Origin of the sequence: Flavihumibacter cheonanensis (assembly GCF_022352215.1) — a bacterium.
GTDB classification, from domain to species: domain Bacteria; phylum Bacteroidota; class Bacteroidia; order Chitinophagales; family Chitinophagaceae; genus Flavihumibacter; species Flavihumibacter cheonanensis.
This window is the reverse complement of record NZ_JAKRWF010000004.1, coordinates 28,811-53,070: the sequence shown is the minus strand read 5'-3', so window position 1 is coordinate 53,070 and position 24,260 is coordinate 28,811. Positions and strand designations below refer to the sequence as shown.

Below are 24,260 nucleotides of genomic sequence, written 5' to 3'. Positions count from 1 at the left end.
TATGGATTAAACAAGCAATCCATTTAAAATTTCACGGTATTTTGATGTTCATGATTATTTGAGTAGTTTGACATCAAAAAAGTGACAATTAATTATATTGTGTCAGAGGATGAATACTTACAATATTATTTGTACACCACATCCAAGAATAAATTAATTCAACAGAAAGTATTACTCAGGCGAATATTCACGCCAGTAGCATTTTTTATTACTGGATTACTGATGATTGATGCAGCCAATGGCAGTTTCTTTATTTTTTTTCTTATGCTGAGTATATGCACATTTGTTTTTTATTCCCACTATACAAGATGGTTATATAAAAGGCATTATAAAAGACATATCCATAAAGAACTCTCAAAATTTATTGGTCAGCCTACATCCATTACTTTAGATGGTTCATCAATTTTCATTCAGGACAAATTCGGAGAATCAAGGATCCAATTGGAGGCAATTGAGCATCTGATAGAGATTCCAGACTATTTCGTTTTAAGATTTCATGGAGGCATGGGAATGGCAATAAAGAAAATCTATTTCAGCCAGGAATAAAGTAACAAACTCATTGGCCTTTTACATATAAAAAATAAAACTCCTTTTACACAAGAACCCAAATGGTACTTCAGTTTATAACAAAAGACCTGTGTTACCCACAGGTCTTCCAATTGCCTTTCTTCCTTTACTCTATCTTCCCGCCCCCCTCTTCCTTAGTTCCTCCAAAATCCACGCCCCCACTTTCTTTCCCATTTCCAGTCCGACTTCATTATCCGTTCGAAAATGAATGCCACCCTGGAACCTGGACTCAGCACCATCAATTGCACGCTTGCGGAAATAGGCAGCATCTGCAGGAAAAAAATGTGATAAGATTTCCGCCATCACACTTCCAACCATGGCATGTCCGGATGGATAACCTGGAAACGGCGGAGAGAAAAACAATACCGGTTTAAAGCTGGTATCATACTGATCCGGACGTGTACCCCAATAGGTATATTTTGCATCCCAGCAGGAAATAAATCCATCGTACATACCCATGGCAGCGGTGGCATAAATCAAGGCTGCTTTAGGCGGATTCAGATGTAGGTTGTGTTCAAAAACTTTCTTCTCCAAAATATCAGACCAGAAGGATTCAGTAGCAAAATAAAAGGCATTGGCAGTTGAACCAAATCCAGGTTTAAATGCTTTCAGTTCTTGCATGTCTTTGGTAAAATCAGGAGGTGGACCCGGACGAAATTGATCAGCAGATTTTAGCATCACTGTTTTTGATAACCCTGCATTGGCAAACATCGGAGTACCCTGCCAGATCTGTTTTCCTTCGGGTCTTTTACCATCCCATTGAACTGCCGGTGGAAAATCTTTTACGTACTCGAGCTCCTGTTTAGCTATGTTTACCCCCAATTCAAATCCTGCTTTTGTATCACTTGGAAAAGCCTGTCCCGCTGCCACTCTCGACTCCATTACACGTTCTGCCAATTTCATAGCAGAATCTGCCAACTGAGGATAATATTTACGGAGCACCGTAACTGCCACCCCTGCCGCTACTGAATTTTCACAGGGATAGGAAGGAGATTCCAATGCAGGTCCAAATCGCTTTACCCGCTTATCCAATTCAGCAGGACGAGCACGACGATACTTGTATTTTTCTTTCCAGGCGACAATGGTTGCATCATAAATGGCAACCTGCATAACCAGTGCCGATACCGGACCTGTTTCACCGGCATTCGAAGACAGCCAGAGTTCTTCGATCCAGTTAACCCATCTGTAACCCGGGGCACCGGCACTCCAATACTTTATATCTGCCAGTAACTCCGGAGACATGGCGGACTGCTTGCTAAACACAGCATTCAGCTCTGTTTTAACAGCAGGAGGCGCAGGTAAGGCAGATTGGTTCGATTTGATAAAGAAGGTTGGCCAACTGGCAACTGGGTTTTCAGACTGACATATAGCTGGAAGTGGTAACAGTAATACAACGAGCCAGCCAAGATAAAATGATTTCATGTGAAGGTTAATTTTCATCGAACCTACAGTTTGCTTCTGCTCAAATTTTACTGCGTCAATAGACAACGGATTGGAGGCTACCAACCCGCTTGGAACAATTGGTAGCCTTTAATCTGTTATTCATAGACAAGGAGGCAGGTTCAAGACGCAATTATTGAAAGGGAAGAAATTTATCTTTACTTTAAAGCATTAACTGAACTGGTTTGCCTTCAAAAATTAATTGGAAACTGTATGGCTGGATATCCTTGTCGCTCATTTGCCTGAGGTGGCTTGTTTATATTCCACAAGACATGGAAAATGCTTCCGCCATTTTCTGGAACCAGGTCTGGTGGTTATGTTTCATAACAGCAGTCACAATTCTGTTTTTTGAATACCTGTTTCCCTATATAAGAAAAGGAATTCTACAGGCGATACCGGCTATCTTTTTAACCATTTTTCTTTTTACTGTTGGTGCCAGTCTGTGGCGATATCTTGGAATCGGGATTGGTATTCATACACCACTTGGTAGTCCGGAAAATGCCATGTCATTAGGTGATCATATGGCCAATAGCCTCGGAGGATTTTTATACATTAGTATCATCCGGCATTTCTATCGGTACACGAAATTGAAGTCAACGACCAAACAATTGCAACTAGCCAAACAGGCCGCCGAACTGAATTACCTTAAATCACAAACCAACCCGCACTTTTTATTTAATACCCTTAATAATATTTACGCACTAGCCTTACAGAAGTCGGACAGGACCGCGAGTTCCGTTATGCAACTATCCAAAATCCTTCGGTTCATGTTATATGAAACCAATACCCCGCTCATTCCAGTTGAGAAGGAAGTACAAATTATACAGGATTATATTTCATTGGAAAAACTACGCTACGATGAACAACTCTCCATCCGATTTGATATTGATATACAAGAACAATCGACCCGCATTCCGCCACTTTTATTAATTCCCCTGGTTGAAAACGCATTTAAACATGGGAGTGCGGAAACAATTGAAGCTCCTTTTGTACGAATCAGCTTAACAGTTTATAATGACCAGGTCAATTTTATTGTTCGAAATTCTACAGGAGATGATTCACCAGACGAACCAATAAAAGAAAACATTGGCTTATCGAATATCCGGAGGCAACTGGAATTGTTATATACAGATTACAAACTTGCTTATCAAAAAGTAGGGACTGTATTCACTGCTCACCTGTACATAAATACCAAATCGCATGTCTAGTATTTCCTGTATCGTTATAGAAGATGAGCCACTGGCAGCTAAGATCCTGATTGATTATATTGATCAATTGCCTTCCCTGAAATATAAAGGGCATTTCAAAAATGCCTTGCTGGCAACCGAGTTCTTACAGAAAGAATCCATAGATCTTATCTTCCTGGATATCCACCTGCCCAGGTTAAAAGGGATGAATTTTCTGCGAACCTTACAAAAGCGACCCCAGGTTATCATCACCACGGCTTATCACCAATATGCAGTAGAAGGATTCGAATTAAATGTAGTTGACTATTTATTAAAACCCATAGAGTTCGATCGCTTTATCGCTGCTGTTAATAAGGTGAGACAAAACAATGATAAGAATACCCCTGGCGGTACGCCAGCGCCTGAAAAAGATTTTCTTTTCATTTCTGTTCAAAAGAAAAAAATAAAAATCCTGCTTTCTGAAATTCTATTTATTGAAAGCCAGCGGGAATACATCCGGTTCGTGACAATCAATACCGAATACCTGACCAAAATGAGTACTATTGAAATTGAAAGCCGCCTCCCTCCTTCCCAGTTTCTCCGGGTGCATCGATCCTTCATTGTTTCCATCTCCAAAATTGATTCCTTTACTGCTGAAGAAGCAGAAATCAATGGTCACACCATCCCTATCGGCAGAAGTTACCGGGACAATCTATCCCAACTATTATCCTGAACGAATTCATCAGGAAAAGGCGACCCACCAAAACAAGCCAGTTACATACGTCCAGAACAGGCTAAAAAAAACATGTACTGCTGTTTCAAAATTTTTTCCCTTCCAGTTCACCGAAGAATATCCTGTAAACTGGACGATCCATCGGATAAACCAAAACAAACCGATACCAGCAGCCAGTCTTTTTCCTAAAGTTGTTTCAGAAAGTTCATTCGCACTTGTTATACATAGGATTCCCATCAACAGCACGGTTAGTGCAATAAAAAAAGTATGTACAATCATCATTTCACGATTAATGACACTTAAGCCTGCCAGCTCTTTTTTCCAATTGAAATACCTTGGAAAAATCAGGTGTAAAAGCGCCAGTAGTATAAGCGCGATTCCTACGATTTGAATTTGCTGAATCATTTTTTTGTCAGTATGAATAGGCTGATGAAAGCTGTTTGTTTTTCCTCCCGCTCCAGTTTCAGTTCGGCCAGTTCAAAACATTTTGTCCAGGCAGCGTGAGAATGGAAATGAAAGAATCCAATGGTGTAGGCCAGGAAGTTTGGCAGATCCCGCAGGTGCTCCATAACAATTATTTTTCCGCCTTCACAAAGCACCCGTTTCAACTCTGAAAAGAACAAAACACGTTCTTTTGGATTTATTATTTCATGGGCGGAAAGAAGTACAAATATTATATCAAATTGCTGATCACCATAAGGTAAATCAGCAGTATTTACCGGTTGAACTTCCAGTTTAGGAGGATAGATTTTTCTTGCTCTTTCGATAGATGGTTCGGTATGTAAAAGGGGATCATAGAAATCTGCCATCGAAAATCGGAGGGATGGAAATTTATGTTGTAATATCTCCGTGGTTTCATCAAAACCAGCATTTACAGTGAGTGCAGATCCGGCTTTTTGAAAAGCCAATCCATCCAGCCAGTCAAAATCATATAACCCCGAACGATCATAAATATAGTGAGATACGAGCAGGGAAACAGCCATTCCAAAAAATGCAGCAAAAGCAGCGGCCAGCAGGAAATAATAAATCAATCCGGAAAAATAACCAGCAATTCCAATCACCAACAGGATTACAAAACCGGCTACTACATAGAAGGGCCAGTTAAAGCGAACAATATTCCAAACTCCCTGGTAAGGTTTCCTGATTATCTCCATGAATCTTTTTTTCCTTTTTTCCAGTAATAAGGAATTTCTGTTATCTCAAATGCATTCGCCAATACCGGACTTTCTACACCAATATTTTCCAGGTAAGGTATCTTATATTCCAATACCTGAACAGGTTTGGGAGTCCAGTTGCTTCTTACTCCCTCAACTATCAATACTTTTTTTTCTCTTTCCAGGTAACTGAAGGTAAAGGGTAATGGTCCGGCGAACCTCCTTGCCTCTTTCCAATCCGTAAATGGCGACTGTTTGGGCAATGGTATTTCCTGTTCGGCCCGTCTGAACTTTACCTGCAATCCGGATGAATCAGACTGTATAAGTTGAATGTCCTTTTCCCGTTGTTGCTTGATATCAATGGTCTGATACTTGTATTGAGTGAACAGCGAACCCAGCCACTCCATCTTTTTTTTATCTGTTTCAGACCTCAGAATGTACAAGCCTCGCAAACGTTTTCCTTCACTTGTTTTATAACGAACAAAAATCCGGTATCCGATAAGAAAAAAATCATTTCCCATAAAAGCCGGGAATCCTTTGGGACGCAATTTCCTGGTTTGTACCATCGCTACTGCAATGAATCCATATTGTTCGTTTAGCAGATCGAGCTCCAGGCAGGGAGGTATCAGGTGAATCAGTTGTTCTTTCGGAACAGCAAAACTGAGTACTACCGAAGAATCAAAATAGGCTTCTACTGCAAATGGGTGGGATTTGAGGAATTGCATCATACTAGGAATTGGTTGATACTGATTTAGCGATCGCAAATTCTGTAAAATAAATGAGTGCGATAAAGAGTAATGCGAATACACTGTTCCAGCTGCCCCATAGCAGAAGATCCCTGGCCAATAGGTATTCCAGTAAATTCATAGTGGCGACCAACAACATTTGAACGATTGCTGCCAGCCTGGATTTAAAGCGGCTAAAAATCCATATCGCAATTCCAATTTCAGCCAATCCAATTAACAGGGTTAGTACCCTTGCTTCCTGCAATTGCAACACCTTTGCTACAATCGCTTCATGCCTAGGGACACCGTTCATCACCTTACAATACAAGCCATTTACCAACCACACCAACGCAATTACTACCTCCAATATTCTTTTCATAGAATTTCCTTACCCCCAATATAATACAAAAGACCTGTGTTACACACAGGTCTTGTAATTCTTTCACCTTTCACTTTTCACCTTTCACCGCTCACAAAGTGAGCTCCACACCCACCGTAACAAAAGCCGGCATACCAACTCTGATTCCTTCCGGCCTGCGACTCGCGATATAACGCTTATCACCCAGGTTCTTCGCACTGATATTGAAGTTCACTTTTTTATTCAATTGATAATAGGCAGTACCATCAAATACCATTCTGCTGTCAATACGACCAATACGTCCATTGGCAGATGGCGCCACGGTATTCAACTCATCTGCAAACTGCTCACCTACATAATTGGCAAAGAAACGAATTCCCAGTCCGCCTTTAGACTCAAATCCTACTGTACCATTCCAGATAAAGGAAGGAGCATAGGGCAATTTGTTATCGCGGATGTTGATCTTTTCTGTTCCACTGGTGATAAAACGATCAGCCGAATACACGCTATTTACATAGGTGAAATTGGAACCCACTTGCAGACTGTGTTTCCAGTTGAAAGCCTTACCAAAATCCAGTTGCACAGCAGCTTCAACTCCAGTGTGGGCAGTTTTACCACCATTTGCGAGTCCGGTTGCATTGGTACTGCCGCTCGACTGCGAAATCGGAATGATCTGGTTGTCAAAGTCCATTTTGAAGAAGGTCAGCTCGCCCTCAATCCAGTTAGCATGATTGAAACGTAATCCCAATTCAAAATTCCAGCTTTTCTCTGCATCCAAATCTATTGCCATTCCAGTAGAAGTGATGGCATCCTTGGTTCTCGGAGGAGCAAATCCACGATGTACTCCACCGAACAGATTCAAACTTCCATTCACCACATAATTAAATCCACCACCAGGGATAACTGCAAGCACATTTTGCTTTGCCAATACATTTGTATCAGCTACTACGGTGGCACCATTCACCGGAAAACGTCCTCTTAAAATACGACGATTATAATTGAAGCTTTCCAGTCGAACGCCTGCATTCACAGTAAAACGTTTGGTAATACCCAGCTCATCCTGAATAAATCCACTCAAGGCATGCCCGCTCCGTATTTCATTATCGCGCATATCCCCGGCCGTTGCATCTGCTTTTTTTCCCAATACAAATTGCTCTCTCGCTTTTTCATAGAGGTAGCGAACTCCTGCATTGAGTTTGTTTTCTTTATCACCAATCTTTCCTTTTACCGTAAGCCGGGGCTCCACTCCCATTACTTCAAATTGCCGGTTGCGATGCCCATTGCTGTTCAGCATATAAATTGCTCCTCCAGTTACCGACCGATCTCCCCAAATCACACCGGTTTGATTGGCTGCAGTGGAAGAATAACTAAAGTCCTGTCGCTGCCAGTTTCGGGTAGTGGTATACGCAAATGCAGTGGTCTGTAAATTAACGCGTGGATTGATTTGCAGGGAATGCGTAACGCTGAGATTATACCTGCGCACGGGTAACCGATCATCCGGTGCCAGCCTTACATAATCAGAACCGCCAGCATCATACATCGATTGCGTTATACCTATATAAGTTGAATTAGAGAGTTCATCATACACACCGAGTTTCATCCCGATAGATGATTTTTCACTCAGCTGAAACCGCAGCTTGGCACTGAGGTCGTTAATTCTAAACCAGGTTGGACCAATATTATCTGCTTGCTTACGCAGATAACTAACATTAAAGCCCATATTGCCAACAGTGTTGCCATAACTCGCATAGGTGGAGAAAAACCCACCCTGACCGCCTTTCACTCTCAATTCTGTTCTTTCTTCTGCAGGAGGATCGGCTGTAATAAGATTAACCACCCCTCCAATGGTTTGCGGCCCAAACTGCACCTGGCCACTTCCCTTTAATACTTCTATGGATCGTACTTTGTCAATTACTGGTGTAAAATACATTTCCGGCTCACCATATGGATTCAGGGCAACCGGTACACCATCTTCCAATATCAATAAATTACGGCTGCGATCCGGATCCAGTCCACGTACCCCTATATTAATACGTAATCCAGCTCCTTCCTCGTCCACAATATTCAATCCTGGTACCCGGCGCATGACATCATTTCCGCTGATGGGAGCTAATTGCTGAATCTCCTTAAACCGAATGATGGATACCGATCCCGGTACCTTTGATAACAATTTATCCTTGTACCCAACCACCAGCACCTGGGGCATTTCCTGTTCTTTCCTGGCTGTGTCTGCTGCTTCCTGGGTCATTCCCGCTACTGCAACCAGCATCGCTATTCCACTTAAGAATCCATTCTTTATCATATCAGTTTCTTTCGGCCGCAAAGATCAAATACCGCAAAATTTTTGGTTTACGCAAAGCGGAAAAAGCATTTACGAAATGCGGAAAAATCAGCAAATGACAATTCCGTGACAGAAAAACAGCGTAAACTGATGAAGATCAGGCCCCAATACGACCCCAGTCAGTGCATAACCCCCTTTGCGGCTCTTTCTTTGCGGCATGATTACCGCCAGCTTACTTAAGAAATACGACCGACCGGTTCCACGTTACACCAGTTATCCTACTGTACCTCAATGGGAGCCGGAAATTTCAGTGGAAAAATGGGAGACCAATTTCAGTGAGCAGTTTTCCATTGAGAATTCCCAAAACGGGATCGCACTGTATATTCACCTTCCTTTCTGTGAGAGCCTCTGTACCTACTGCGGCTGTAATAAAAAGATTACCACCAACCATAAAGTAGAAGGCGAATACATAGAAGCTGTCCTGAAAGAATGGACCCTTTACTTACGACTCATGAAGGAAAAACCGATCCTTCGCGAACTCCACCTCGGTGGTGGTACACCTACATTTTTCTCACCTGAAAACCTGGAAAAACTCTTGTTACCCATTCTCAGGTCCTGTACTATTGCCGATGATCATGCTTTTAGTTTTGAAGGCCACCCTAATAATACTACCTACGATCACCTGAAAACCTTGTATGAGCTGGGTTTTCGTCGGGTAAGTTTTGGAGTGCAGGACAATGATCCGGATGTGCAGAAAATCATCAACCGGATTCAGCCTTTTTACAAAGTGCAGGAAGTAACTGAGATCGCACGCGAAATTGGTTATACTTCTGTGAATTATGACCTTATCTATGGCTTACCAAGACAAACGACCGAGTCCATGGAGCGGACTCTGAAACAGGTGTTAAAATTAAAACCAGACCGGGTCGCTTTTTACAGCTATGCTCATGTGCCCTGGACCAGCCGCGGTCAGCGCCTCTTTGATGAAAACGACCTACCTTCTGCAGAACTGAAAATGGAATTATACAGGCTTGGAAAATTCCAGTTTGCCATGCATGGGTACTACGATATTGGCATGGATCATTTTGCGTTGCCAACAGATGAGTTGTATCTCGCCAGGTGGAGGGAAGCAGGGAAGATGGAGGAATGGAAGAAGGAGGAATGGAAGAAGGGAGAGGCAACGTTGCACCGGAACTTCATGGGGTATACGACTCAATCATCCAAATTGCTGATTGGTTTGGGTGTGTCCAGTATCAGTGATACCGGTAACGCCTATGCGCAGAATAATAAAACTATCCGCGAGTATTATGAGGCAATCAACCAGGGCAAACTCGCTATCACTAAAGGATACTTTTTGGATGAAGAGGATTTATCCTTCAAACAGTATATCCTCGATATCAGTTGCAAGGGTAAAACAAGCTTCAAAAAAGAGGATTTATCCAAACTTGAAGAATTCAGTTTTCCGGTATTAGAAGAACTGGCTGCAGATGGCCTGATAACATGGAATGAGGAAGGACTTTCGCTTTCTGCCAAGGGGCATCATTTTATCCGGATTGTGTGTAGCGCATTTGATTTATTCATTCAACGTAAAAAACAACAGGGAGTTGAATCGATTCGGTATTCAAAAGCGATCTGATCAGGAATTGCCTTGACGGATTTTTTTATAAATCCGGATCGCCAGCATCAGGATGACCACCAGGCAGATCAAGCCCCCTATACCCCAAACCAGGCTCATGCTCTGTTTGACCGCAACCAAAAAAACAATCGCAAAGAGAAAAATGGTAGCTACTTCATTCCAGATTCGCAATTGCGTGGAACTGAATCGGAACACCCCTGCCATTTCCTCTTTGAACAAACGATGTAAGCTAAAATGATAGGCAAATAGACCCAATATAAAAATCCATTTCATCAGGAACCACCTTCCCTCTGGCTTGAAGAGGATTTTATCCCAATCACCCATAAGCATCACCGTTACTCCGAAGATTAAGGTTAATATCGCCGATGGCCAGGTTATCCCATACCAGAGTCGTTTCATCATGATGGAAAACTGCTTCCTCAAAATATCTCTCTCCAACGGCTCCTTCTCCCCTGCTTCCGTAGCATAAATGAAAAGTCGGGGCATGTAAAACAACCCCGCAAACCAGGTAACTACGAAGATGATATGGAGGGCCTTAATATAGAAGTACATAGGAGTAAATTAGCATGGAAACGGGAGACAAAGGAGATAGGAGGCGGGAGGCTACACAACATTAAAAGACCTTTTCACATTTCACCTCTCACGTCTCACCTTCTTTCACCTTTCACTTTTCACTTTTCACATATGTTTTCAAGGTCCGTACCCACGCCGGATGCACATTCAAACAGGGTATCATCTCAAACTCCTGGCCACCCGCGTGCATAAACTCTTCCTTGCCCTCTTCCGCAATTTCTTCCAGGGTTTCCAGGCAATCACTGATGAAAGCCGGACAAGCAACCAATAATTTCTTTATTCCTTCTCCGGGCATTTCTTCAAACCGCTTGGCCGTATATGGTTTCAGCCACTCATCCCGCCCCAATCTCGATTGAAAACTCATGCTCCACTTACCTTCCGGTAATCCCAATAGTTCCGTTACTTTTTTGGTCGTAACCCAACACTGATGCCGGTAACATTTCGCATGCGCAGGTGATGCCACTTCACAACAATTCGCCACTTTCAAACAATGCGTTCCGGTACAATCTCCCTTGAAAATATGTCGCTCAGGAACCCCGTGATAACTAAACAAAATATGATCAAAATCCTGCTCCAAATGCGGCCGAATACTCTCCGCCAATGCATTCAGATAATTAGGTTCTTCATAATAAGGCGGAACGATATCCAGCTTAAACGGATAGTTCCCTTCGGCATGCTGCAATTTCGCATACTCAACCGCGGTTTCATAACTGCTCATCGCATAATGCGGATACATCGGCGCCAGGATTACTTCTTCCAATCCAGGATGTTCTTTCATCATCTTATCATATGCCGCTTTGGGCGATGGTGTGCCATATCGCATACAAATCTCCACCGGATCTTCCACCTGCTCCTGCAAGGCAGCCTGTAATTGTTTGGTCAGCACAATCAGCGGAGATCCCTCTTCCGTCCAGATAGAAGCATAGGCCTTGGCAGATTTTGGCGCCCGAAAGGTTACAATGATCCCCTTAACCAGTAAAACACGCAGCAAATAAGGGATATCAATCACCCGTTCATCCATCAAAAACTCATTCAGGTACTTCCGAACATCCTTAACCGAAGTGGAATCGGGAGAGCCCAGGTTCATCAACAAAATGCCACGTTTCTTCATTGAAGGGAAATTTGATGCAAATAACAAGTTTCAGGACACAAAGTTGCAGAAAAAAACCTGCCCCGATCACATGCATAAAAAACACAATTCATTCGTTATTAGGAACAAATGATTCAACAAATCAGGCATTTATCATGGAATATGACAATTCACTGACAGTAAGCGCTCGGGAAATCAATCGCCGCAGGTTATTTTTGCACTGGAATTTGTGAGAATACTATGGGAGATTATCCGAAAGATTTGCAGCATTTTTTTGTGGTTGGGCTCAGTTATAAAAAATCTGATTCTGCCGTAAGAAGTCGTTTCGCCATCAGCCAGGAACAATACGATTGGATTCTGGAACAGGTCAATGCCCGCGGTATTGCTGAACTATTCGTTTTATCTACCTGTAATCGCACCGAACTCTATGCCCTCGCCCCTGATATGGAGACCCTGATCTCCCTGATCTGTGAAGCAACTGGGCAATCAGAAGAAGAATTCAACCAATTTGCTTACCTGTATCGCGCTGAAACTGCGGTTCAACACCTGTTCCAGGTGGCAGCCGGACTCGATTCACAAATTTTGGGCGATTATGAAATTGTCGGACAAATCAAGATCGCCATCAAATACGCCAAGGAAAAAGCTGCAATCGGTCCTTTTATCGAACGGCTGTTCAACCAGGTGCTGGCAACTTCCAAACTGATTAAAAATCAAACAGCCCTGAGCAGTGGCTCGGTTTCTGTTTCCTTTGCCGCGATTCAGTACCTGAAAGACAAGGTACCAGGTGTGGCCAATAAATCTGTCCTGCTGATTGGTACCGGTAAAATCGGTCGCAATACCTGCAAAAACCTGATCGATTACCTGGGTTGCACCAACATCACACTGATGAACCGCACCCACGAAAAAGCAGAGCAACTGGCGAAAGAATTGGAATTGTCAGCACTGCCCTCCAGTTTCCTGGCACAAGCAGTTGCTGAAACCGATATCATCATTGTTGCCTCCAATGCCGCGGAAGCAATTATTCGCCCCGAGCATCTGAAACCCGGTACGCAACAATGGATCATTGACCTGTCCATACCCAATAACGTAGCACCTGAAGTGAGTGAAGTGGAAGGCAAGGAACTGCTCAATGTTGACCAGCTTTCGCGCATGAAAGATGAAACCCTGCTGAAGCGCCAGGCTGAAGTGCCCAAAGCACTTGCCCTGATTGCTGAACAAAGCGGTGAGTTTTACGACTGGTGCAAAATGCGCAAGCAATTGGCCGTACTGGGACAGGTAAAACTCAAACTCGAAGAAATTCACGTAAACACCATGAGCACTGATCCACAGCATCCTCAATGGGTTTATACTACTACCTTTGCCAACACCGAAGAAGCCGCCACCCGGATTCAGAAAGTGCTCAACACGATGGCAGCCAAAATGCGGGTAAAAAACCAGCGTGGTTGTCATTACCTGGAAGCAATTAACGATTTCATGGCCTTCGGTGCCAATTAACATGAACAAGATTATAAGAATCGGAACGAGAGACAGTCAGTTGGCTGTCTGGCAGGCTACATTGGTACAGTCGCTGCTCAAAGCCAAAGGATTTCAAACCGAATTGGTTCCCCTGAAATCGGATGGTGATATCGATCTTGTTACCCCCCTCTATGCCATGGGCGTACAGGGTGTGTTTACCAAAACACTGGACAGCGCTTTATTGAGTGATCGCTTTGATATTGCTGTGCATTCCATGAAAGATGTGCCTACCCAAATGGCACAGGGCATTGTTGCTGCAGCCGTTTTACCAAGAGCCAGTCACAAGGATTTACTGGTTCCCAAAAATGGAACAGAATTTCTTTCTGATACCGCCTACTCCGGTTTGATTGCTACCAGCAGCATTCGCAGAAAAGCACAATGGCTGAACAGATATCCGCATCATCGCATCACCAACCTGCGCGGCAATGTCAATACCCGCTTGCGTAAATTATCAGAAGAAAATTGGGATGGTGCCATTTTCGCAGCAGCCGGACTGGAACGTATCAACCTGCGTCCTGAAACTGCTATTGAACTCGACTGGATGTTACCTGCACCTGCACAAGGAGCGATCCTTGTAGTTTGCCGGGAAACTGATACCACTACGTTTGAAGCCTGCGCTTTATTGAATGATCCGGATACGGAACTCTGTGCCACTATTGAACGCGATTTCCTGAAAACCCTGATGGGTGGCTGTTCTACGCCGATCAGCGCGCTGGCTGAAATAGAAAATAAAATGCTGCGCTTTCGCGGAAACATTTTTTCACTGGATGGCGCAGCTCATCTTGCTATTGAAAAAACCGTTGCGGTTGAGGATGCCCGAGAACTTGGTACCATAGCGGCCAATGAATTACTTGAACAAGGTGCCGATAAAATTGTTGCAACTATAAGAAATGGGAATTGATACCCACACCATATCACCCTGCTTATTAACAACCAGGCCGCTGGCGGATGCAACCATCCTGGAAGCAAAAAAAAGAGGTGTTGAGATCAGCACCCTCTCTTTCATTGATACCGCGCCGATTCATACTGCTGAAATCATTGAAGAAATTCAGGCAGCCCTGCTCATGAGTACCACCGTTGTTTTCACCAGCATGAATGCAGTGGAATCGGTAGTAGAGATCATGCAGGATCAGCAACCCGATTGGCAGATCTATTGCATCGGTCAAACTACCAAAACCCTGATTGAAAAATACTTTGGAGCAGACAGCATCATTGGAACTGCTGACAATGCCGTGGCATTGGCCGACCGTATCATTGAAGATGAACTGTCGGATGAAGTGATTTTTTTCTGTGGTGATCAGCGCCGCCCGGAATTACCGGATATGCTGTTTGCAGCGGGCATCCTGGTTACAGAGATCGTAGTATATGAAACCATCCCGGTTCATCACAAACTGAACGAATCTTTTGCAGGGGTGTTATTTTATAGTCCGTCTGCTGTAGAGAGTTTTTTCGTTAACAACAAACTCGAACCTCGCACCCTGGTATTTGCAATTGGTGATACAACAGCCACGACTATCCGAAAATTCTGTTCCAATAAAATCATCCTGGCAGATAAACCGGGAAAAGAGGGACTGGCAAAAAAAGCCATTGATATCCTCGCACTGAATTAATAAAAGAAGAACACTATATGCCGTTACAAAACGATCTCATCCTGCGTACCCTGAGTGGAGAAAAAACAGAAAGAACCCCCGTGTGGATGATGCGCCAGGCTGGTCGCTACCTCCCTGAATACATGGTACTGCGTGAGAAGTATGGCTTTTTCGAACGTTGCCAGACTCCTGAGCTGGCCTGCGAAATCACCCTGCAACCAATTGATATTGTTGGGGTGGATGCCGCCATTCTCTTCTCTGATATCCTGGTAGTTCCCCAGGCAATGGGATTGGAAGTACAGTTGATTGAAAGCAAAGGTCCCTTCCTGCCAGACCCGATCAAAAATATTGCTGACTTAAAGCGGGTAGGTGTGCCCGATGTAAATGATCGCCTGCACTATGTTTTTGATGCGATCAAACTGATCAAAAAAGAATTGAATGACCGTGTGCCCCTGATTGGATTTGCAGGCGCTCCCTGGACCCTGCTTTGTTATATGGTACAGGGTAAAGGCAGCAAAACCTTCGACGAAGCCAAGGCTTTCTGTTATGCACAACCGGAAACTGCGCATCAGTTATTGCAGATGATTACCGATACTACCATCGCCTATCTGAAAGGACAGGTAAAAGCCGGTGCAGACCTGGTACAGATCTTCGATAGCTGGGGAGGATTGTTGAGTCCGGATGATTTTGAAATTTTCTCCTTACAATACATCCGCCAGATTGTAGCTGCCTTAAAAGACGAAGTACCTACCATCATTTTTGCAAAGGGTGCCTGGTTTGCGCTGGAAGAAATGGCAGCAACAGGAGCACATGGATTAGGAATCGACTGGTGTATCAAACCTGCAATGGCGCGACAGTTTGCAGGAAACAACGTAACCCTGCAGGGCAATTTTGATCCGGCTAAATTACTGGGACCCATACCCGACATCCAGAAAGCAGTGAAAAAGATGCTGACAGATTTTGGTCCGGGCAGACATATCGCGAATCTCGGTCATGGTATCCTGCCCAATGTTCCGGTAGATCATGCGCGTGCCTTTGTAGATACGGTAAAAGAGTTTCGTCATCATGTTTAAGGATCAATTCATAGCCTATATCCACGATTTGCAAAACCGGATCTGTGCAGCACTCGAAGCCGCAGATGGCAAAGCCAGGTTTATTGAAGACCAGTGGGAAAGACCGGAAGGTGGTGGAGGTAAAACCAGGGTGATCGCCAATGGCAATGTGATTGAAAAAGGAGGCGTGAATACCTCTGTAGTATTTGGCGAAGTAACAGATGCGATGCGCACCCAACTCAAGATCAATGGGCACAGTTGGTTTGCCTGTGGATTAAGCCTGGTGATTCATCCTTACAATCCTTTTGTACCAACCGTGCACTGCAATTACCGGATGTTCGAATTGTACAATGAAGCAGGTGAAGTAATGGATCGCTGGTTTGGTGGCGGCACTGATTTAACGCCTTATTATTTGTTTGAAGAAGATGCCCGGCATTTTCACCAGACCTATAAAAATGCCTGCGACAAATTTGATGAAAGCTTTTATCCTGCCTTTAAAAAAACATGCGATGAGTACTTTGTAAACTGGCATCGTAATAAGGAAAGAAGAGGCATTGGTGGTATCTTTTACGATTACCAGCGACCCACAGCAGAAAGAGATGCCGACTGGTGGCTGGCCTTTGCGCAATCCTGTGGCGATGCCTTCATGGAAGCGTATATTCCGCTGGTGGAGAAAAGAAAGAACACGAACTTTACACCGGAGCAGAAACACTGGCAGGAAATCCGCAGAGGCCGGTATACCGAATTCAACCTGGTCCACGACCGCGGTACACTCTTCGGATTAAAAACCAATGGGCGGATTGAAAGTATCCTGATGAGCCTGCCTCCAACCGTACGCTTCGAATACAATTACCAGCCTGTACCCGGCTCGGAAGAAGACAAATTATTACAAGCCTGTTTGCATCCGGTAGACTGGGTGTAACACTAAAGTAGATACGATGATCCTGCAAAGAAGAAACCGCATACTCCGTCAGTCGGCAGCCATCCGTTCTATGGTGGCAGAAACAAGATTGAGTCCCGATGATTTTATAGTTCCTCTCTTCATCGATGAAGGAGAAAATACCCGCATTGAAATTCCTTCCATGCCGGGCTATTACAGAAATACACTGGACCTGACAGTAGCAGAAGTAAAGGAATTGTGGCAGATGGGATTAAAATCGGTATTGCTCTTCATCAAGTGTAAAGACGAGTGGAAGGATAATACAGGGAAAGAAGCCTGGAACCCGGACGGACTAATGCAGCGCGCCGTAAAAGCTATTAAAGACGCGGTTCCGGAAATGCTGGTGATGACCGATGTGGCGCTGGATCCTTATTCCTCCTTCGGGCATGATGGCATTGTAGAAAATGGACAGATTGTAAATGATCCAACCGTAGAAGCCCTGGTAAAAATGAGCATCTCGCATGCAAAGGCCGGTGCAGATTTTGTGGCTCCTTCTGATATGATGGATGGCCGGATTGGTGCCATCCGAAAAGGACTGGAAGCAGAAGGATTTATCAATACCGGCATCATGAGTTACAGTGCTAAGTATGCCAGTTGTTTTTATGGTCCTTTCAGAGATGCGCTGGACAGTGCGCCTGGATTTGGCGATAAAAAAACCTACCAGATGGATTATGCCAACCGAATTGAAGCGGTGAAGGAAACCCTGATGGATGTGGAAGAAGGCGCCGATATCGTGATGGTAAAACCGGCACTGGCTTACCTGGATATCATCCGTGAAGTAAAAAACAGTGTATCCGTACCTGTTAGTGCATACAATATCAGTGGAGAGTATGCCATGATCAAAGCGGCGGCAAAAATGGGCTGGATCAATGAAGACAAAGCAATCCTGGAAACCCTGACCTCCATCAAACGGGCAGGTGCGGATCTGATTGCCACTTATTTTGCAAAAGACGCAGTGAGATTGATTGGTTAAACCGATTAGTAAACTTTAGAATAAGATCCTATGTTTATCATCGAACTCAACTACCTGGTACCTGTAAGCGAAATTGACGCCAACATGGCGGATCATATTGAGTACCTCGACAAACACTATCGTTCCGGTCATTTCCTGGCATCCGGCAGAAAGGAGCCCAGGGATGGCGGACTGATCTTTGTAAAGGCAGCAAGTAAGCTGGAAGTAGAAAAGATCATTGCAGAAGATCCCTTCAACAGGAAAGGATTGGCGACCTATCGCATCATCGAATTCAAAGCAACCAAAAAAATCAAGACCTACGATAATTTCGCGGGTGACGAATAATATTTCAGTAACATGAACAACATATCTGTCAGCAAAGCACTTTTTTCAAAGGCCCAGGAATCCATTCCCGGCGGTGTCAACTCTCCCGTGCGTGCATTCAAAAGCGTAGGAGGTACGCCCATCTTCATGCAGAAAGCAAAAGGCGCATATCTATATGATGTGGACGGGAATCAGTACATCGATTATATCGCTTCCTGGGGACCAATGATCTTAGGCCATGCCTATGAGCCGGTAGTGAAAGCCATCCAGGAATACGCAGCCTATTCGACTTCCTATGGTGCACCGACAGAGCTGGAGATCAAAATGGCAGAGCTGATCAAATCCATGGCGCCCAATGTAGACCTGATCCGCATGGTGAGTAGTGGAACCGAAGCCTGTATGAGTGCCATTCGCGTGGCGCGTGGCTATACCAGCCGTAATAAGATCATCAAATTTGAAGGCTGTTATCATGGTCATGCCGATTCTTTCCTGGTAAAAGCAGGAAGTGGCGTGGCAACTTTCAATATCCAATCTGTACCAGGGGTAACAGCGGGAGTAAGCGCCGATACATTAACCTGTGCATACAATGACCTGGAGGCAGTTCATCAATTAGCAGCTAACCATAAAGGTGAGATTGCAGCAATTATTGTAGAGCCGGTAGCCGGTAATATGGGCTGTATCCTGCCTGCTCCGGGCTTCCTGGAAGGACTGCGTTCCATCTGTGACCAGGATGGAATCCTCTTGATCTTTGATGAAGTGATGACCGGATTTCGACTGGCGCCTGGTGGTGCACAGGAATTGCTGAAGGTGGATGCCGACCTCGTAACCTATGGTAAAGTAATCGGTGCTGGTATGCCGGTAGGAGCATTCGGAGGTAAAAAAGAAATCATGCAGGTAGTGGCACCACTGGGTTCTGTTTACCAGGCAGGCACCCTGAGTGGCAATCCCATCGCAATGATTGCAGGGTATACCCTCTTATCAGAATTGAAATCGAATCCCGGCATTTATAAAGAACTGGAAGAAAAAACGTTGTACCTGAAGAAAGGGCTGAATGAAGTACTGGCCGCCTGGGGACAGCCTTATGTGATCAACCAGTTGGGCAGTATGATCAGCATCCATTTCAGCGAACATGCAATAACCGATTTCGCCAGTGCCGGTGCAGCCAACAATGCGCGCTTCGCGAAATACTTTCATGCCATGCTGAACCGCGGCATTTACCTGCCACCCTCTGCATTTGAAAGTTGGTTCCTGAACAATTCGCTGACTAAGGAAGATCTGGATAAAACAATTCAGGCGACAGGAGAATGCCTGGCAGAACTTTAAGGATTAGAGTAGCTTTTTCGAAAAATCAAATGGTTCATCTATACCTGGAATTCTAAGTCTGTAGAGTTCGTGTAATTTTTGCTTTTTCCCCGTGACAAAGAATTCAAGTTTTTCACAAATGCTGTCTATTGATTCGTGAATAGTTGCTCTTTCCAATCCAATACAATCCTCCGGCTTGCATGGAATTGGCTCCAACTGTCCTGTAATGATCAAATAGCATTTTTGAATATTGGTAAAATCCTGTCTGAAAAATTTCGGAGTAAAGGATGCTTCATCTTTTGAAAGCTGAATCACTTTCAAAAACTCCATCTCCTTGTATACATCTTTGTGAACAAAATTAGAATAGATGGGTGTTGCAACAGGAATTAAAGCATCTAGCTCAGTATCGTCTTTCAGTTGCGGGAAATAATAAAAACTGGTAACCGCAAACTTCATTTCACGCGCTACATAAATTCGTTGAGACGTTATACATTGAAACTTAAAACAACTTCCTTCTGTTATCTTTTTTGATCTGGCCATGTTTCATTTCTTATCAAACTGCTGCATTAAATAACTGTAATAAGATATCATGCGGCCATAATTATCAATGCTCATGTACTCATTGAAATTGTGAATGCTGCGTTGTTCAAACGGATTTAACAGCACCGGCATAAACCGATAGATGCGATCGCTCAGCTCGCCCATGTGTTTACAATCCGTTGCTCCAATGGTGAGATAAGGTGTCACAAGTGTTCCGGGATATAACTGTCCCACAGCCTCCTGGATTATATCATACCCTCTTCCGTCTGTAGGTGATACGTTCGATGGCTCAACCGGTATTCTTGGTGCATCAATTTCCACCTCAAATCCTTCACATGCTTTTTTGATATGCGCTAATACATCCTGGGAAGTTTCTCCGGGTAAGATCCTAAAGTTGATCACCACTTCCACCACCGGTGCCAGCACATTATTGCCATCACTTCCTTTCAACTGCGTGATCGCCGTGGTAGTTCTGGTAAGGGCATTCGCCTGTGGCGTTTTAGCCATCTGTTTGAATAACATTCCCTGGAACAACCATTGGTTGGCGATCGCCATACGGCCAGCAAAGCCCATACCCGATCCCGCAACATTCATAAAATCACGGGTAGGTTTAATCATACGCTGTGGCAACTGATTGTTTTCGAGTCGCTGCATTATAATGGCAGCCCGCCCTGCAGCTGTTTGCAAAGGAGGCATGGACGAATGTCCCCCTGTTCCTTTCACTTTAATCCGATAGCCCACCACCCCTTTCTCCGCAATTCCTACAAACGCAATGTTTTGATTGATGCCTTCTGCAGTACCCGGACTCGCAACAATCCCTCCTTCATCATAAATGGTCTCAAACCGGATGCCTTTATTTTTTAAGTAGGCAGCCAGGTGGGCAGCACCTCGTAAGCCACCCACTTCTTCATCCGGGTCCAGGGCGATATAAATATCCCGTTGTGGTACAAATTGCTGCGCCAGTAAGGTATCAACGGATTCAAGCAAAGCAAAGACGACACCTTTCATATCGATGGCACCCCTGCCATGAATCCGGCCCTGCGTAACAGCACCAGAAAAAGGAGGATAGTTCCATTTGCTGAATTCTTCTGTTGGTAGTGGTGCAGGATCCTCCGACATATCAAACATATTCTGCCCGATAGCATCATCATCGTGCTCATGGTCACCTGGTGCCACCACATCATAATGACTCATAAAAAGCAGCGGCTTCAAAGAAGGATTGCTGCCTTTCCAAACCAATAGTACCTGATGACCATTGATCAGGGTATCTTTCAACTTACTAAACACTCTCGGATAGGCTTCCCTTACATACAACCGGAAAGAATCATAGACTGGAAACGGATTTTCAGCACTGTCGATATAACTCACCGTATTGTATTGAAGTCCGGTTGCAAACCGCTTTACACTTTGTTCTGAAACAGGAACTTTTAAAGGCTCCGGCTGCTCCGCGGATAATTTTGCAAAAGGATGCGTAAGTGTTTTACCCACAACGATAGCTACTAATACAAGTACTATCAGTCCAACAACAATGCCCAGCTTTTTCATTTAAAACATTTGCATAAAAATAGGCATATGTTTTAAATTAAATTAATTCAGCGCTCGTTTGCAATCACCCACCTGTTCAGAAAATGATGAGGTGTTTCCAGTACGATCTTATAAATTGTTGAACGCTCAGCCGGCAGGTCAATAATCGCTTTTCCATCAGCAAGCGCTACCTCTTTTACAAGTGCATAGTTATCTCTACCACCCGTCTTGAAATCATTGGTAAAACTGATCCATATCTTGGCTTTCCCTTTTCGGGTTACCGGTTCCCAGCTAATATGTATCTGACCACCGACTTCTTTTGCAGTCAAATTTTTCGCAGATAGAGGGCCCGTTATAGAAATTCCATCTATTTCCATTGCCTGCTCCCGTGGAATGGTAATGTTAAGGAAGCGTGCCATGGATGGCATGATGTCCACCACACCTGCTTTCCCTGACTTGAAATAATTATTGAGGCCCGGCGCACTGGTCACAATCCAGGTACTTCTTTCGCGATCGGATTGCCCACCATGATGTTTCCCGGTTTTTGCATCTCTTCCATGATCTGTAGTAATATAGATGACCCATTCTTCCTTGAATTGTTGCTGCCGGTATTGAATAGCTTCCCACAACTTTCCCATCTGCTGATCCATATAACCAACCGCTTTGTAAAATTGCTCACTATCTCCGTACATATGTCCCATGTCATCTGTATACTCCAGGTACACCCAGGATAAATCCGGCGCTTGCTCCCGGATAGCGGTACTCGCACCTGCCACTACTTCTTCATCTATCCGGTGCATATAGTCTCTTTGCTTGTCATGCGGAAAACGAACCGTATCCAGCTCCAAGCCATCTACTTTATAATCGATCTTCAAACTGCCGGTTTCAGGTAATCCATCGCCTGCCAGTTTGGTTCGGTTATCCAGCCAACTGGAAAATATAGCTGTTTTCTTTTCCGGGTACTGTGTTTTGAAAAAACGAAAAATCGTCCAGTAATTGTAATTGGGTACCGTAATATCATTGTCCCACACATTGTGTTTATTTACCCAGGTACCAGTCAGCAAACTATTATAACCTACTGCCGAAATGGTAGGTGTTTGCGAATACCCACCCTTCTCGCCACCCACATAGGCACGTGCATACCCACCTTGTTTGGCAATTTTATCCAGGTTGGGAGTAGGCTGCGACTCAATGACATCTGCCGCTATACCATCCACAATTACAAAAACAACTTTACGCGCTTTTTGAGCCTGCAGCACTGTCAGCACCAGCAAGGCAAGGGTCGTTAGAATTATCTTTCTCATATTATTGTACTATCCACATGGTTCCATTAATATCATCGCCCTCAGGAAACTGATTTTTTATCGCATTCTCTACATTAACCCGATTGTTTACAAATTCATCATTAGGGTACATCCATCTTTTGGGAATACGTCCATCATTTAAGATTCCCGCACCTGATACATCAAATTGTGGAAACCCGGTTCTTCGTTGCTCATAAAAAGGTTGCCATCCTGTATTCATGAACATACTGATGTATTTCTGTGTGATGATCTGTTCAATTTCCCTACCTGCTTCCAATGCCACTTCACTACTCGCAATATACGTATTCATGAGTTGCTCCGAATAGGTGTTGTTGTAGTTAGAGAATTCCATAGAAGCCTTGATTCCATTTGTATAATAGGTGGATGCATCACCGCTTATCCAACCTCTTACCACCGCCTCAGCCAGGATAAATTGCAGTTCTGCATAACTAAACAGCAAACTGGGTTCATTAATAGCTGTATACGCATATCGATCGTTGATCTGTGATGCATTGCCCGCACCACGCTTGGCTGTATTTTCTGCCAGGGGTGCACTTCCGGAAAGACCATCATAGGAATCAAAATCCATTACTGCACCGTTGCTGGATGGAGTTGGCTTCCCAAATACAAACAGCCTCGGATCCTTTAAGTCCTGCAGCATCGTAATAAAAGAAACATCCAGGTAGTAATCCGTTTTCATGGAGTTGTTATTGAAATACGGATACTGATTGCCGGTAATATCGTAATACGGTAATCGGCCATTATCAGCATTAGATGTCATTAGTGGATACTTGGCCGGATTGGAAATAATTTCATTAAACCGCGACTTAATATTCAGTGCAGTATTATTTTCTTTTTTCGACAAACTCATCAGTATACGTAAAGTATAAGAATTGATAAGCCGTTTCCATTTTTCTATATTGCCGTTATAAATCAGATCTCCACCAATAGCAATACCATTTGCATCCAGTGAATCAGCAGCTATTTTAAGATCATTCAGTACACCCAGGTAAATATCCTCCTGCTTATCGTAAGCCGGACGAATCGCACTCGAATCAGAAAAATTCCCATTCAATATAGACTGCATCATTTGGCTATAAGGAATATCACCAAATGTCTGAGTCATATTCAGAATAAAATGAGACTTAAGAAATTTACCGATATAGCGATAGTTCGGCTTATTTGTCCTGGCTGCTTCCTGCTCCATTCTGATAACCTGGGAAATATTATTATAAGCCATGCTACTGCGCTGCCAGCCATAATACTGCGTATTGCTGGCCCCCTGTGTATAAACCAGGTAACGACTCGCCAAGGCTGCATCAGCAGAAATGGTAGAAAAGGCCGTCCGCTCAATGGATGGTAGCAATAAGGAAGGATCTGCCTGTGTGGGATTGTTTGGGTTATCCTGGAATGCTTCGTACTTTTTACAGGAAGCAAATACCAGCATACCAACTATAGTTGAATAAAGTATTGTCTTGTTCATCGTTGTAATTTT

General features: G+C 43.9%; 23 protein-coding genes. 11 read left to right on the top strand and 12 right to left on the bottom strand.

The features are described 5' to 3' along the window. Positions 1–678 precede the first annotated feature (678 nt). Entirely contained in the window at positions 679–1,989 is a 1,311-nt protein-coding gene (locus tag MD536_RS16675; protein ID WP_239602211.1) for a phosphatase PAP2 family protein, read from the bottom strand. Between the two features lie 290 nt (positions 1,990–2,279). Here MD536_RS16675 and MD536_RS16670 point away from each other — a divergent pair, with 290 nt between their 5' ends. Together MD536_RS16670 and MD536_RS16665 are read left to right on the top strand one after the other, a co-directional pair. Continuing rightward, positions 2,280–3,215 (top strand): sensor histidine kinase, encoded by a 936-nt coding sequence (locus MD536_RS16670; RefSeq protein WP_239602208.1) that lies wholly within the window; start codon positions 2,280–2,282, stop codon positions 3,213–3,215. Next, positions 3,208–3,906, top strand: a complete 699-nt coding sequence (locus MD536_RS16665; RefSeq protein WP_239602206.1) for a LytR/AlgR family response regulator transcription factor — start codon at positions 3,208–3,210, stop codon at positions 3,904–3,906. The genes MD536_RS16670 and MD536_RS16665 overlap by 8 nt, the downstream gene beginning before the upstream one ends. A 9-nt stretch (positions 3,907–3,915) precedes the next feature. Here MD536_RS16665 and MD536_RS16660 read toward each other — a convergent pair whose 3' ends face one another. The 5 genes from MD536_RS16660 to MD536_RS16640 all read right to left on the bottom strand — a co-directional run bounded on the left by MD536_RS16660 (position 3,916) and on the right by MD536_RS16640 (position 8,445). Continuing rightward, complete coding sequence (locus tag MD536_RS16660) at positions 3,916–4,311, bottom strand: hypothetical protein (RefSeq protein WP_239602204.1); 396 nt, start codon at positions 4,309–4,311, stop codon at positions 3,916–3,918. Further along, entirely contained in the window at positions 4,308–5,060 is a 753-nt protein-coding gene (locus MD536_RS16655) for a class I SAM-dependent methyltransferase (protein ID WP_239602203.1), read from the bottom strand. Before MD536_RS16655 ends, MD536_RS16660 begins: the two co-directional genes overlap by 4 nt. Next, on the bottom strand, positions 5,051–5,788 hold the full coding sequence (locus MD536_RS16650) for a DUF2071 domain-containing protein (protein ID WP_239602202.1): 738 nt from the start codon (positions 5,786–5,788) through the stop codon (positions 5,051–5,053). Before MD536_RS16650 ends, MD536_RS16655 begins: the two co-directional genes overlap by 10 nt. A 1-nt stretch (position 5,789) precedes the next feature. After that, positions 5,790–6,164 carry a DoxX-like family protein gene (locus MD536_RS16645; protein ID WP_239602201.1) on the bottom strand — a complete coding sequence of 125 codons (375 nt, stop codon included), beginning with the start codon at positions 6,162–6,164 and terminating at the stop codon, positions 5,790–5,792. Between the two features lie 91 nt (positions 6,165–6,255). Then, the gene (locus MD536_RS16640; protein WP_239602200.1) at positions 6,256–8,445 is read right to left on the bottom strand and encodes a TonB-dependent receptor family protein; all 2,190 of its coding nucleotides are present in this window, start codon (positions 8,443–8,445) and stop codon (positions 6,256–6,258) included. A gap of 196 nt (positions 8,446–8,641) precedes the next feature. Between MD536_RS16640 and hemN the strand changes: the two genes are divergently transcribed. Beyond that, positions 8,642–10,060, top strand: a complete 1,419-nt coding sequence (hemN, locus tag MD536_RS16635; protein WP_239602199.1) for an oxygen-independent coproporphyrinogen III oxidase — start codon at positions 8,642–8,644, stop codon at positions 10,058–10,060. Here the strand turns inward: hemN and MD536_RS16630 are convergent, their stop codons facing one another. Further along, entirely contained in the window at positions 10,061–10,612 is a 552-nt protein-coding gene (locus MD536_RS16630) for a CopD family protein (RefSeq protein WP_239602197.1), read from the bottom strand. Between the two features lie 112 nt (positions 10,613–10,724). Further along, a complete protein-coding gene (gene hemH, locus MD536_RS16625) occupies positions 10,725–11,744 on the bottom strand; it encodes a ferrochelatase (protein WP_239602196.1) in 1,020 nt (339 codons plus the stop codon). A 219-nt stretch (positions 11,745–11,963) separates the two neighbouring features. Between hemH and hemA the strand changes: the two genes are divergently transcribed. Genes hemA through hemL form a run of 8 tightly spaced genes read left to right on the top strand, consistent with a single transcriptional unit; the run spans position 11,964 to position 19,418 of the window. Next, positions 11,964–13,217, top strand: a complete 1,254-nt coding sequence (gene hemA, locus MD536_RS16620; protein ID WP_239602194.1) for a glutamyl-tRNA reductase — start codon at positions 11,964–11,966, stop codon at positions 13,215–13,217. A 1-nt stretch (position 13,218) separates the two neighbouring features. Then, entirely contained in the window at positions 13,219–14,139 is a 921-nt protein-coding gene (gene hemC / locus MD536_RS16615) for a hydroxymethylbilane synthase (RefSeq protein WP_239602193.1), read from the top strand. Continuing rightward, positions 14,129–14,848: a uroporphyrinogen-III synthase gene (locus tag MD536_RS16610; protein WP_239602191.1), complete on the top strand. Its 720-nt coding sequence runs from the start codon at positions 14,129–14,131 to the stop codon at positions 14,846–14,848. The genes hemC and MD536_RS16610 overlap by 11 nt, the downstream gene beginning before the upstream one ends. A gap of 17 nt (positions 14,849–14,865) precedes the next feature. Beyond that, positions 14,866–15,900, top strand: a complete 1,035-nt coding sequence (gene hemE, locus MD536_RS16605) for a uroporphyrinogen decarboxylase (protein WP_239602189.1) — start codon at positions 14,866–14,868, stop codon at positions 15,898–15,900. After that, positions 15,893–16,801, top strand: a complete 909-nt coding sequence (gene hemF, locus MD536_RS16600; protein ID WP_239602187.1) for an oxygen-dependent coproporphyrinogen oxidase — start codon at positions 15,893–15,895, stop codon at positions 16,799–16,801. Before hemE ends, hemF begins: the two co-directional genes overlap by 8 nt. 16 nt (positions 16,802–16,817) lie before the next feature. Further along, positions 16,818–17,792 carry a porphobilinogen synthase gene (gene hemB, locus MD536_RS16595; RefSeq protein ID WP_239602185.1) on the top strand — a complete coding sequence of 325 codons (975 nt, stop codon included), beginning with the start codon at positions 16,818–16,820 and terminating at the stop codon, positions 17,790–17,792. A gap of 30 nt (positions 17,793–17,822) precedes the next feature. Continuing rightward, positions 17,823–18,116, top strand: coding sequence for a YciI family protein (locus tag MD536_RS16590; protein WP_239602183.1), 294 nt, complete (start codon positions 17,823–17,825; stop codon positions 18,114–18,116). A 12-nt stretch (positions 18,117–18,128) separates the two neighbouring features. Then, a complete protein-coding gene (hemL, locus tag MD536_RS16585; protein ID WP_239602182.1) occupies positions 18,129–19,418 on the top strand; it encodes a glutamate-1-semialdehyde 2,1-aminomutase in 1,290 nt (429 codons plus the stop codon). 3 nt (positions 19,419–19,421) lie between these two features. Here hemL and MD536_RS16580 read toward each other — a convergent pair whose 3' ends face one another. From MD536_RS16580 to MD536_RS16565, 4 genes are read right to left on the bottom strand one after another with little or no spacing between them, the layout of a single operon-like run. Then, a complete protein-coding gene (locus MD536_RS16580) occupies positions 19,422–19,937 on the bottom strand; it encodes a hypothetical protein (protein ID WP_239602181.1) in 516 nt (171 codons plus the stop codon). Between the two features lie 3 nt (positions 19,938–19,940). Beyond that, positions 19,941–21,482: a M20/M25/M40 family metallo-hydrolase gene (locus MD536_RS16575; RefSeq protein WP_239602180.1), complete on the bottom strand. Its 1,542-nt coding sequence runs from the start codon at positions 21,480–21,482 to the stop codon at positions 19,941–19,943. A gap of 47 nt (positions 21,483–21,529) precedes the next feature. Beyond that, complete coding sequence (locus MD536_RS16570) at positions 21,530–22,765, bottom strand: alkaline phosphatase family protein (RefSeq protein ID WP_239602179.1); 1,236 nt, start codon at positions 22,763–22,765, stop codon at positions 21,530–21,532. A gap of 1 nt (position 22,766) precedes the next feature. Then, a complete protein-coding gene (locus MD536_RS16565; RefSeq protein ID WP_239602178.1) occupies positions 22,767–24,248 on the bottom strand; it encodes a SusD/RagB family nutrient-binding outer membrane lipoprotein in 1,482 nt (493 codons plus the stop codon). Positions 24,249–24,260 lie beyond the last annotated feature (12 nt).

Excerpts from the sequence above, each read along its gene's own strand:
- MD536_RS16570 (WP_239602179.1), bottom strand. The coding sequence starts at position 22,765 with ATGAGAAAGATAATTCTAACGACCCTTGCCTTGCTGGTGCTGACAGTG.
- MD536_RS16670 (WP_239602208.1), top strand. The coding sequence starts at position 2,280 with ATGGAAAATGCTTCCGCCATTTTCTGGAACCAGGTCTGGTGGTTATGT.
- MD536_RS16630 (WP_239602197.1), bottom strand. The coding sequence starts at position 10,612 with ATGTACTTCTATATTAAGGCCCTCCATATCATCTTCGTAGTTACCTGG.
- MD536_RS16675 (WP_239602211.1), bottom strand. The coding sequence starts at position 1,989 with ATGAAATCATTTTATCTTGGCTGGCTCGTTGTATTACTGTTACCACTT.
- MD536_RS16610 (WP_239602191.1), top strand. The coding sequence starts at position 14,129 with ATGGGAATTGATACCCACACCATATCACCCTGCTTATTAACAACCAGG.
- MD536_RS16640 (WP_239602200.1), bottom strand. The coding sequence starts at position 8,445 with ATGATAAAGAATGGATTCTTAAGTGGAATAGCGATGCTGGTTGCAGTA.
- MD536_RS16650 (WP_239602202.1), bottom strand. The coding sequence starts at position 5,788 with ATGATGCAATTCCTCAAATCCCACCCATTTGCAGTAGAAGCCTATTTT.
- hemN (WP_239602199.1), top strand. The coding sequence starts at position 8,642 with ATGATTACCGCCAGCTTACTTAAGAAATACGACCGACCGGTTCCACGT.
- MD536_RS16645 (WP_239602201.1), bottom strand. The coding sequence starts at position 6,164 with ATGAAAAGAATATTGGAGGTAGTAATTGCGTTGGTGTGGTTGGTAAAT.
- hemF (WP_239602187.1), top strand. The coding sequence starts at position 15,893 with ATGTTTAAGGATCAATTCATAGCCTATATCCACGATTTGCAAAACCGG.
- hemC (WP_239602193.1), top strand. The coding sequence starts at position 13,219 with ATGAACAAGATTATAAGAATCGGAACGAGAGACAGTCAGTTGGCTGTC.
- hemE (WP_239602189.1), top strand. The coding sequence starts at position 14,866 with ATGCCGTTACAAAACGATCTCATCCTGCGTACCCTGAGTGGAGAAAAA.
- MD536_RS16565 (WP_239602178.1), bottom strand. The coding sequence starts at position 24,248 with ATGAACAAGACAATACTTTATTCAACTATAGTTGGTATGCTGGTATTT.
- hemL (WP_239602182.1), top strand. The coding sequence starts at position 18,129 with ATGAACAACATATCTGTCAGCAAAGCACTTTTTTCAAAGGCCCAGGAA.
- MD536_RS16660 (WP_239602204.1), bottom strand. The coding sequence starts at position 4,311 with ATGATTCAGCAAATTCAAATCGTAGGAATCGCGCTTATACTACTGGCG.
- hemA (WP_239602194.1), top strand. The coding sequence starts at position 11,964 with ATGGGAGATTATCCGAAAGATTTGCAGCATTTTTTTGTGGTTGGGCTC.
- MD536_RS16665 (WP_239602206.1), top strand. The coding sequence starts at position 3,208 with ATGTCTAGTATTTCCTGTATCGTTATAGAAGATGAGCCACTGGCAGCT.
- MD536_RS16655 (WP_239602203.1), bottom strand. The coding sequence starts at position 5,060 with ATGGAGATAATCAGGAAACCTTACCAGGGAGTTTGGAATATTGTTCGC.
- hemH (WP_239602196.1), bottom strand. The coding sequence starts at position 11,744 with ATGAAGAAACGTGGCATTTTGTTGATGAACCTGGGCTCTCCCGATTCC.
- MD536_RS16590 (WP_239602183.1), top strand. The coding sequence starts at position 17,823 with ATGTTTATCATCGAACTCAACTACCTGGTACCTGTAAGCGAAATTGAC.
- MD536_RS16580 (WP_239602181.1), bottom strand. The coding sequence starts at position 19,937 with ATGGCCAGATCAAAAAAGATAACAGAAGGAAGTTGTTTTAAGTTTCAA.
- MD536_RS16575 (WP_239602180.1), bottom strand. The coding sequence starts at position 21,482 with ATGAAAAAGCTGGGCATTGTTGTTGGACTGATAGTACTTGTATTAGTA.
- hemB (WP_239602185.1), top strand. The coding sequence starts at position 16,818 with ATGATCCTGCAAAGAAGAAACCGCATACTCCGTCAGTCGGCAGCCATC.